This window comes from Deltaproteobacteria bacterium (assembly GCA_030654105.1).
Classification (GTDB): domain Bacteria; phylum Desulfobacterota; class SM23-61; order SM23-61; family SM23-61; genus JAHJQK01.
Genome location: JAURYC010000259.1, coordinates 1 through 8,054, shown reverse-complemented (window position 1 = coordinate 8,054; position 8,054 = coordinate 1). Strand labels below are relative to the sequence as shown.

At 52.1% G+C, this 8,054-nt stretch carries 7 protein-coding genes; all 7 read right to left on the bottom strand.

The features are described from left to right. Positions 1 to 274: 274 nt before the first annotated feature. The 7 genes from Q7V48_11165 to Q7V48_11135 all read right to left on the bottom strand — a co-directional run bounded on the left by Q7V48_11165 (position 275) and on the right by Q7V48_11135 (position 7,883). Positions 275 to 1,507 (bottom strand): Xaa-Pro peptidase family protein, encoded by a 1,233-nt coding sequence (locus tag Q7V48_11165; GenBank protein MDO9211285.1) that lies wholly within the window; start codon positions 1,505 to 1,507, stop codon positions 275 to 277. 63 nt (positions 1,508 to 1,570) lie between these two features. Further along, positions 1,571 to 2,806 (bottom strand): hypothetical protein, encoded by a 1,236-nt coding sequence (locus tag Q7V48_11160; GenBank protein ID MDO9211284.1) that lies wholly within the window; start codon positions 2,804 to 2,806, stop codon positions 1,571 to 1,573. Between the two features lie 124 nt (positions 2,807 to 2,930). Continuing rightward, the gene (locus tag Q7V48_11155; GenBank protein MDO9211283.1) at positions 2,931 to 3,929 is read right to left on the bottom strand and encodes a C-terminal binding protein; all 999 of its coding nucleotides are present in this window, start codon (positions 3,927 to 3,929) and stop codon (positions 2,931 to 2,933) included. A 69-nt stretch (positions 3,930 to 3,998) separates the two neighbouring features. Continuing rightward, the gene (locus Q7V48_11150; protein ID MDO9211282.1) at positions 3,999 to 5,006 is read right to left on the bottom strand and encodes an ATP-binding cassette domain-containing protein; all 1,008 of its coding nucleotides are present in this window, start codon (positions 5,004 to 5,006) and stop codon (positions 3,999 to 4,001) included. Between the two features lie 78 nt (positions 5,007 to 5,084). Beyond that, positions 5,085 to 6,062: an ABC transporter ATP-binding protein gene (locus tag Q7V48_11145; protein ID MDO9211281.1), complete on the bottom strand. Its 978-nt coding sequence runs from the start codon at positions 6,060 to 6,062 to the stop codon at positions 5,085 to 5,087. A 5-nt stretch (positions 6,063 to 6,067) separates the two neighbouring features. Next, complete coding sequence (locus tag Q7V48_11140; GenBank protein ID MDO9211280.1) at positions 6,068 to 6,934, bottom strand: ABC transporter permease; 867 nt, start codon at positions 6,932 to 6,934, stop codon at positions 6,068 to 6,070. Between the two features lie 31 nt (positions 6,935 to 6,965). Beyond that, entirely contained in the window at positions 6,966 to 7,883 is a 918-nt protein-coding gene (locus tag Q7V48_11135) for an ABC transporter permease (GenBank protein ID MDO9211279.1), read from the bottom strand. Positions 7,884 to 8,054 lie beyond the last annotated feature (171 nt).

Genomic DNA, 8,054 nt, shown 5'->3' with positions numbered 1-8,054 from the left:
GGCTTTGGTCCGGGTGTAACAGGTGACGATCTTGAAGGCTCCGCTTTTTTGCACGACGATGGCCAGGGCCTTACACCACATCCCGATGCCCACGATTGCTATGCGGACCGGTTTACCATCCATGGGGAACGCTCTCTTTCTTTCGATTCCTTGCGCCGGCCGAATCGCGAAGGGCATTCCCTGGCGATAAGGCCTTTCTCCTGATGCCTTTCTTATCCTGTCCCTCACCCTTCCCCTCTCCCCACCGGGGAGAGGGTTGGAATGAGGACCTTCATTATTTGGGGTAGCGGATTTTTCTTCCTGTAGTTCTATCCAGAGGATGAACATCCCGCAGCAACCGCTCATCGAAGCTCAAGGGTGTTATGATGTCCGGCTCTTTCCCAACAAACACCTGGTTTTCCAGCCGGAATCCGCCGACGCCCGGTTTTCCCGCATACGGTTCAATGCTGAAGAGCATACCCGGCTGCAGGGGTATTATGACGTCCGGGGTGAGATTGGCGACCCACGGCGGCTCCCAGGGGTTGACCCCCGCACCGTGCCCCCCCGAGAGGTCATCGGAATTCGGGTTGGTCTGGGGATGGTTCAGGTGTTTGCCGATGTCCCCGTTCGTCTTCCCCACCTTCGCCTCGGCGCAGGCATTGAACAGGGTGTTGTAACTCTCCTGATGCAGCTCGATCTGCTCTTTGGTGGGCCGGACATCCCCGCAGACATACGTACGGGTGAAGTCTCCCCAGTACCCGTTGAAGCAGGCGCCGATATCCACGATCACCATGTCCCCTTCGCGGATCGCCCGATCGGACGTGAATCTCCGGTAGGGGGCGGTATAGGGGCCGGAACAGACGATGTTGGCACATTGGCTCCATTCGCTGCCCAGCTCGGTGAATTTTTGCCAGGCAAAGGCCAGAAGCTCACATTCCTTCACGCCCGGCTTTAGATTATCCAGAAAAGCCTGGAAGCCGGCCTCGGTGATCATGGTAGCGATCTTCTGGCATTCGATCTCATCCTGGGTCTTGATCATCTTGGCCTGGTTAAGGACCTCCCTCCCATCCACCAACTGGGCTTTGGGAAAACATTTGGGCAGCCATTGGGAAAGGCCGAAGGTCACCAGGTCCACGCCGATTTTCCCTTCAGCGAGTTTTCCAATTTTCCCTTTTATCTCCTCGGCCCACTTCTTGGTGCCTCCCTCCGACCGGATGAAGGGTCGTCCCATGATGTTTTCCGGACGAATCCAGGGCATGCGCGTCCGGGCATGGATGACATCCAGGGTACAGAGAATAGGGTCCCCACCCCGGGGTAGGACCACCGCGGCCAAGCCGAGGATCGTCACCGGGCCGAGGTGAGAGCGAAATCCGGTGAGGTACCGGACATCTTCCAGGGCAAAGACAAACAAAGCATCCAGCCCGGATTTTTCCATAGCCTCTTTGGCTTTCTGCACCCGCTCCCGCCGGAGCCGATCGAAATTAACCCTTTCTTCCCAATCTACTCCCATAAATCCGAATTCTGACATTCTGCCTCCTTTTTCCCGGATAACCCAGGATTACGCTGAAATTTAACAAAGTGGTCGCGTTGCTTATCCTTTGCCGCCCATGACTTGGGCATAAATCTTTTTAAATTCTGCTTCAGTGACTAACCGCTTGTTATCCTCTGAAATATTCTTGATTTGATTCAACATGGCTGAAGCCTGCTCCTCCGAGGGTAAAGGAAGGCCGGCCTCCCAAGCTTTGAGCATGATCGAGTATCGACCGCTCTTTTTTCCCAACACCACGTCGATGGCCTTCCCTCCCACAACTTCGTAATTTAGGATCTCGCCGCGTCCATATCCCAGCTCGTTGCGTCGGTCCCACATCTGCCGGGTGGCAATGCCCACTTCTACCTGTGAGGTCAAAGATCCGACAAAAGGTTTGTACCATTCGGCCCGGGAGAACTCTTTGGCCATTGCGGAAAGCCGGGTAAAGGTTTGGGTCTTGATTCCCGTATTGACCTTCAGGAATGCCTCGAGACCCATGATAATTTCATCCAGGGGAGCGTTTCCTCCCATACCATTGACGCAAGTATGCACCACTTCCGCGCCGGCGGTTACGCCGGCTAAGGTGGTAGCGGTGGCAAATCCCCAATTATTATGGCAGTGGATTTCTATGGGAACTTTCACCCACTTCTTCACCTCGGCCACTAACCAGGCAAAGGCGGGGGGATAGGCGGAGCCCCGGGTATCCACAATCGCAATGTTATCGGGCTTTCCCTCTTCCGCAACCGGGATAATGATGTCCCGCAGTAAATCCAGGCTGGCCCGACTGCTTTCCATGAGGAAGTAGGTAACTTTCAGGCCGTTCTCTTTGCCGAATTTTACCAATTTGATGATCTCTTCTGCGGCCTTGCCCCGGCTGCCCCAGATACCTTTAATAATATGATCCTGAGCCGTGATCTCCATAACGGCCCGCTTCACTCCGCTCTTGACCGCCAGCTCCATATCATCTCGGCGGGCCCGGGCGAAGCAGGCTACTTCAGAGTTCTTGATTTCTTTCGCCATCGTTGCGAGGGCCTCGAAATCCTCCTGGGAGGTGGCGATCATTCCCCCCTCGATACGCTGGATGCCGGCCTCCTCCAGGGCATGGGCAATTTTTAATTTTTCCTCTTTCCGAAAGACGACGCCTGGCGTTTGTTCCCCATCCCTCAAGGTCACGTCGTGGATGGTGACCTGTGGGGGAATCTTCCAGTTGGCCCGTACTTCCGGCTCAAAACAATAGGGGCTTACCGACCATTTCCCCGGAACTTTCCAAGGAGTTTCATCCGTTCCTTGACTGCTCATCGTTTTTCCTCCTGTTGTCAGTTTCTATTCTCACCAAAACATTTCTTACGTTAAATTCAGTTCATCACCCCCTTGCGGAAAAACCCGTTCCCCGGCACTTTTACCAGACTTTATTTTTCAACCTTCAAGGAATACGGCAATTCCTTTGCTCTTTGACTTCAGGATTGACCAGAAACGGAGGCCATTCTCCTTTCAAGGCCAGGAGCACAGCTTCGGCCGATTTTTGCTGCAGCTCCAGATTGGATGCTTCTGAAAAATAAGCCGAATGGCCGGTGATCAAGACCTGCTCAAGTTTTAGGAGCGGGTCATCCGGGCGGGGAGGCTCTGGCTCGGTAAGATCCAGGCCCGCGCCGGTGATCAACCCCTCCCTAAGGGCTTGATAGAGGGCTTGTTCATCGATGATGGGTCCTCGCGCCGTGTTGATAATAACGGCCGTGGGTTTCATCTTCTTGAATTCCTTCAAGCCGAAAAGGTTTTTCGTCTCGGAAGTGAGGGGGGCATGGAGAGATATAAAATCCGATTCCTGAAGCAGTTGTTCAAATTCCACCTTCTCGGCACCTACTCGTTGAAGGTCTTCACGGGATAAATAAGGGTCATAACCCAGTACCCGCATTCCGAAGGCCCGAGCTTTTAAGCACACGCGGCTGCCAATCCTTCCCACACCCACTACACCCAATACCTGCTGATTCAGGCGGAACATCCGGCCTCGAGCGTTGATGATGTCATTGCTCGCGGGTTTCCAGTTGCCATTGCGGACGACCTGCGTCAGAGGAAAGAGTTTCCGGGAAAAGACCAAAAGGAAAGCCAAAGCGTGGTCGGAGACTTCGTGAACGCTGGCGTCGAGAACGACCGCTACCGGGATCCCCTGCCGGGTAGCTTCCCCCACATCGATATTGTTGTACCCAATCCCCATCCGGCTTAGAATTTTACATTTAGATAAGGCCTGAATAGCTTTCGGCGTGTACGGTTCATTGGCCCCTACGATTGCGGCATCCGCATCTGCCCCGTATTCGATGACCGCCTTTTCCGTCCATAAGGGCCCCTGGACCAACTGGATTCCAGCTTTAGCCAATATTTCCTCGGCCGAGGCGATAGGCAAACTCGTAATCACCTTCATGGCCATAATAAGGCCTCCCATAAGTGAAGTGTTAAAATGCTTATATCCCGTCCCTTCCTGTTTAACATTCCAACCCTAAATAGAGCTGCTTGCCGCCCTTTGGCCGTCCAGGTGACAGGCCACCCAGTGGTTGTCCCCTACAGGAACTAAAGAAGGTTCCTGCTCCCTGCAAATCGATTTTATCCCGGGACATCGGGGATGAAAACGGCAGCCCGGCGGTACATTTAAAGGGCTAGCGATCTCTCCGGACAAAACAGTACGTTCCCGTTTATCCCGGGGGTGATCGGGGAGGGAAGCCGCAATAAGCGCCTGGGTGTAGGGATGTGTTGTGTTTTTTAATAGCTCCTTCGTCTCCCCAAATTCGACGATCTTTCCCAGGTACATCACGGCGATGTCCGTGGACATATAGGCCACCATGGCCAGGTCGTGCCCGATCAGCAGGTAGCTGAGTTCCAGATTCTTTTGCAAATCCATCAAGAGGTGAATGATCTGCAGGCGAACGGAGACGTCCAGCGCTGAAGTGGGTTCGTCCAAGATGATGATTTTCGATTCCGTGGAGATGGCCCGCGCGATGGCCACCCGCTGTCGTTGGCCCCCACTCAGTTCGTGAGGGTAGACCCTCCTCAGTCCCGTGTCCAGCCCTACCATGTGCATCGCTTCCACAACTTTGTTTTCCAGCTCTTCCTTGCTCAGGGTGCTGGAAACTTCCAGGGGCTCCGTAATGATCTCTTTAACCCTTAGACGAGGGCTAAGAGAGGCAAAAGGATCCTGAAAGACCGCTTGAAGGGTGCGACGGTAGGCTTTTAACTCCGAAACATTCAAGGAGTGTATGTCTTTTCCCTTGAAGAGCACCTCCCCATTCGTAGGCTTCTCGAGAAGGAGCAAGACTTTGGCCAGGGTGGTCTTCCCACTTCCGGACTCTCCCACCAGTCCAACAACTTGCCTATGCTTGATGGTAAGGTCAACACCGTCCAGGGCTTTGACCCATCCGATCACATGATCTAAGATGATCCCGGCCTTAACCGGGAAATGCATCTTTAGCTTCCGAATCTGCAGTAAATAATCAAACTCTCTCTTTTCCATTGGGTATTCTTCTATTCGCCCGATTATTATCGAACCCTCCCGAAAATAGAATGAAGAACCATTGTGGCACCTCTCTGCTCATGCCTTTATGGGATACCAGCATTGGGCGCTCCGTGCAGCCGCCAAGGTCACTTCTGGCGGTTCTTCCTTGCGGCAACGCTCATCTGCGTACAGACAACGCGGGTTAAACCTGCATCCGGGAGGCAAATTGGCCAAATTAGGTGGCTCACCAGGAATGGGCCTTCGTTTCCTTAGATCCTGTAACCCAAAGGCCGCATCTAAAAGAGCCTTCGTATAGGGATGGGCAGGGGAATCAAAAACATCCACCACCGGCGCGCGCTCCACGATCTTGCCCGCATACATAACAATCACATATTCGCACAACTCCGCTACAATCCCGAGATTGTGCGTAATGAAAACCAACGTTACGCCAGTATTTCTTTGCAGATCCTTGAGTAAGTTTAAATATTGTAGTTGAATGGTTACGTCCAAATTCGTCGTCGCTTCGTCGCAAATGAGCAATTTCGGCTCACAGCTAATGGCAATCGCTCCGACAATTCTCTGGCGCATCCCGCCACTCATTTCATGCGGCCACTGTTTAATCCTCCGCTCAGGTTCCGGGATCCGCACAGCCAGTAAGAGTTCCTTGATCCGTTGGATCAGGGAGTCGCCGCGCAGGCTGGTGTGCTGCTCTAAGGTTTCCCCAATCTGTTCCCCGATTGTGAACACCGGGTCCAAAGACATCATGGGGTCTTGCAGGATCATGGCGATCTTCCTACCCCTAATCTGGGTCATCTCCTTGTTGCTCTTTTGCAAGAGGTCTTCTCCTTCAAAAAGGATTTTCCCGCTCACCGTTTCGCCGGAAGGGGGTAGAACACGTAGAAGGGATGCGGCCACGGTGCTTTTCCCGCAACCCGACTCGCCAATCAAAGCCAGGCGATCCCCAGCATTGACCTCGAAAGACACATTGTCAACCGCTTTTACAATTCTGGTGCGCGCAAAGGAAAAGAAATAAGTGGTCAACCCGACGACTTGTAACAGGGTTTTCTTTTCCATGGTTCTCACTCGATATTGCGATAAAAAGGATCGAGATAACGGCGGAGCCAATCTCCAATAACATTAAAAGAAAAAACCAACAGGCCTATACCTACCCCAGGAAAAACGACTAACCACCAATAACCGGCCAGCAACCCTCCTCTACCCTCCGAAAGCATCAATCCCCAGGCTGGCTTGGGCGGTGGAACCCCTACGCCGAGGAAGGTGAGAGAGGCTTCCACGACAATAACAATTCCGATTTGTAAGGAAGAGAGCGTAATCACGCTATTGAATACATTGGGCAGGATATGCTTCCAGATGATGCGGGGGTTTCCACATCCGGCAATTTTGGCCAGATGGACGAAATCCCTGGTCTTCATGCTCAGGGTCTCCCCCCGTACCACTCGGGCATATCTCGACCAAAATGTGCCCCCCAGGATGATGACGATATTCCAGACCCCGGGGCCTACAATGACGGCCATGAGGACTCCGAACATTACCGTAGGAATACTCAGCCAGGCGTCGGTAAAGCGCATAATGACTTGATCCACCCAGCCCCCAAAAAATCCAGCCATTAATCCTAAAAAGGTTCCTATACATCCGGCAATAATCACAGCGGAAAAAGCCACCAACAGAGAGACCCTTGATCCGTAAATCATCCGGCTGAGTACATCCCGCCCCATGGTATCTGTACCCAAAGGATATGTCCATTTTCCTTCCTGTTCCCAGACCGGGGGCAACAACCGCTGCCGGGGATCGCCAATTTCCGGATCATGCAGCGCCATAAAGTCGGCGAAAATCGCGGTCAGGATGAGCAAAAGGATAATGATCACCGCGGCTTTTGGCACCCTTCTCCAGATATCCCTTATCCGTTTCCAAATTTCTGAGTCCATAATCTTTCTTCTTTAATGTATAGTCGATTTTTCAATCATAGCGGATGCGCGGATCCAGGTAGGCATAGAGAATATCCACCGCTAAGTTAATAAACACCATACTCACAGAGATAAACAGGATGACCGCCTGTACCACATTAAAATCGCGATAGATGGCTCCATGGTACATGAGGAGTCCCAACCCCGGCCAGGCAAAAACCATCTCGATGGCTACGGCGCTCGAAACCATGATCACAATATTCATCCCGGCCAAGGTAACCACGGGAATAAGCGAGTTTTTCAGAGCGTGCTTGGCCACTACCGATAGTTCGGAAAGTCCCTTCACCCGGCAGAGCTTAATGTACTCGCTATTCAATACTTGCAGCAAAGACGACTCCGTTATGCGGGTATATCCGGCACTAAAATACCAGCCCAAGGAAAAGGCCGGCATCAGGAGGTGCCAGAATGTTCCATAGCCCCCTGTGGGTAGAACCTTTAATTTCACAGAAAAAATAAGAATGAACAACATGGCGATCCAAAAGTTAGGCATGGACAAACCCAGAAACGAAAACCATCGCAAAAAATTATTGGTAAAACTGCCGCGTCTCCTAGCAGCTAATACACCGGCCAATATTCCAAAAAACAAAGATATGAATTTGGCTGCCCCTACGAGCATCAACGTAGGTGGCAGCCGTTGCCACACGATCTCCGCAACTGGCAGACCGTAATAGATCGACTCACCAAAGTCGGCCTGTAGTGCTTTTTTGATGAAAATAAAATATTGGACCGGCAGCGGCTCATTCAAACCAAAGCGATCCCGGATCGAATTGAGTTCGGCTTCGTCAGCCCCGGGGGAGGCGATCATGAACGCAGGATCAGGCCCGATCCTGGTGGCCAAAAAAATCATCAAGGATACAATCCCTACAACTATAATCCCAAAAATAAACCGTCTAATTATGTATCTCTTCATGGCGTTTTCCGTCGCGTAAAAAGCTTCTCCGTATTGGGAGCAGGGAAGGTATCGCTTTCATTCTACATCTTCTTGGTTTTTTAAAACCCATGGCAAGGGAAAGGATACCTCTGCCTGCTGTTTTTCGAGATACTCTTTATCACTTCACAAGCTCAATATCTTCAAAGGGGG

Excerpts from the sequence above, each read along its gene's own strand:
- Q7V48_11165 (MDO9211285.1), bottom strand. The coding sequence starts at position 1,507 with ATGTCAGAATTCGGATTTATGGGAGTAGATTGGGAAGAAAGGGTTAAT.
- Q7V48_11160 (MDO9211284.1), bottom strand. The coding sequence starts at position 2,806 with ATGAGCAGTCAAGGAACGGATGAAACTCCTTGGAAAGTTCCGGGGAAA.
- Q7V48_11155 (MDO9211283.1), bottom strand. The coding sequence starts at position 3,929 with ATGGCCATGAAGGTGATTACGAGTTTGCCTATCGCCTCGGCCGAGGAA.
- Q7V48_11150 (MDO9211282.1), bottom strand. The coding sequence starts at position 5,006 with ATGGAAAAGAGAGAGTTTGATTATTTACTGCAGATTCGGAAGCTAAAG.
- Q7V48_11145 (MDO9211281.1), bottom strand. The coding sequence starts at position 6,062 with ATGGAAAAGAAAACCCTGTTACAAGTCGTCGGGTTGACCACTTATTTC.
- Q7V48_11140 (MDO9211280.1), bottom strand. The coding sequence starts at position 6,934 with ATGGACTCAGAAATTTGGAAACGGATAAGGGATATCTGGAGAAGGGTG.
- Q7V48_11135 (MDO9211279.1), bottom strand. The coding sequence starts at position 7,883 with ATGAAGAGATACATAATTAGACGGTTTATTTTTGGGATTATAGTTGTA.